The 1,379-nt window shown below is 43.4% G+C and carries 2 protein-coding genes; one reads left to right on the forward strand and one right to left on the reverse strand.

What is annotated here, in order from left to right:
• Nucleotides 1-104 precede the first annotated feature (104 nt).
• Nucleotides 105-569, forward strand: coding sequence for a hypothetical protein (locus tag KDK14_RS11950; RefSeq protein WP_257265350.1), 465 nt, complete (start codon nucleotides 105-107; stop codon nucleotides 567-569).
• Nucleotides 570-639: 70 nt separating this feature from the next.
• Here the strand turns inward: KDK14_RS11950 and KDK14_RS11955 are convergent.
• Nucleotides 640-1,379: FAD-binding oxidoreductase (locus KDK14_RS11955; protein ID WP_257265351.1), on the reverse strand; the 740-nt coding region annotated here is incomplete at its 5' end.

The raw sequence follows: 1,379 nt of genomic DNA on the forward strand, positions 1-1,379 counted from the left end.
GCACGACCGGCTTCCGAAGGTTTCAACGTCTTCTGAAGTTACGGATTCAGGTCAAAAGAAGCTTCCATCTTCAGATATTGTGGTGGTTGGCAACGTGTTTTATCATGGCGTTTCTTGATCAGTTTTTAAAGGAGCCAGATAGTTATCAATCAGAATTTGAAGCTGTTTTTTTGCGAGCAAACCTGAGTTTAACAGATAAAACCTTGTTCTATTTCTGCTATCACAATACAAAATTTTCCCTGGGAATTTCAATCGTATTCTTTTGTCTGTTAGGAAGTCCCTCTGGCGAAGATATTACCATCGTATCAAGTTCCTCTGAAAGTCATGCTCAATCACTGGATAAATTTATGGATATGATTTTGAGCAGTGTTTCTTTGAATTCCGATAACCCGGTTAAAAAAATTCAGTTGATTTCAAGTATGGGGATGAAGCAAGAATGGGTTAATGATTATTTACCAGAAAATAGCATGGGACGAACGGTGACAGTACTTATTCCAAATGGTTTTTCACCCAATGATGCTTTTTTGTTGGGCAAACATGCACAGTGTCCAGTGGTGATCTCAGTATGAGTGATGTGCTTGCAGCTGGACGGATTCCGGTAACAGCTGAGGACTGTAAGAAAGAAAATGCCAAAGCAAGTCAGAGATCTTTATGAGGGCCGAAAACTTCATAGTGAAGTCTGTCTTCTGTCACTCTCCAGCGCTGCAGCGTTTTTTTAACCATCGCCATATACCCCAGAGGACCACAGAAGTAGTAATGTGCTCCCGGGAGGTCGATTTTAGCGCGAATCAGTTCCAGATCCGTCCTGCCTGCGTAATGATGATTGGAACAGTGGTCGGTTGGCTCATCGTAAAACAGAATCTGTTCTATGTTGTCGTTTTTTTCTGCAATATCCCTCACGTGCTGATGGAAAGCATGAACTCTGTTGTTAATGGCAGCATGGACAAAAACAACCGGTTGGCCAGTTTTATTTCTGGTCAGACTGTTCAGCATGCTTAACATGGGGGTTTGGCCAACACCGGCACTCATGAGCACGACAGGTCCATCTGAACGCTGATTCAGGTAGAAGTCGCCACTGGGTGGACACAGTTCAACACTATCGTTTATTTGAATATTGTCGTGAAGATAGTGCGAAATCATGCCGCGGGTTTCTCCTTTACCCTCACGCTTTACCGAAATGCGATAACTCTTGCCATTTGGGGCATCGGAGAGACTGTATTGACGAATGCAGCGGTGTTCTGAATGCTCCGGCAGCAGATAAATACCGATGTACTGGCCAGGTTGGAAGTCGGCTACCGGTAAACCATCCACCGGTTCAAAATAGAACCTGATTACCACTGATCGTACGTCATGACATAGAGAAAGTTTATTTAAGAATA

Source organism: Endozoicomonas sp. ONNA2 (assembly GCF_024606365.1).
Lineage (GTDB): Bacteria > Pseudomonadota > Gammaproteobacteria > Pseudomonadales > Endozoicomonadaceae > Endozoicomonas.

Excerpts from the sequence above, each read along its gene's own strand:
- KDK14_RS11950 (WP_257265350.1), top strand. The coding sequence starts at position 105 with ATGGCGTTTCTTGATCAGTTTTTAAAGGAGCCAGATAGTTATCAATCA.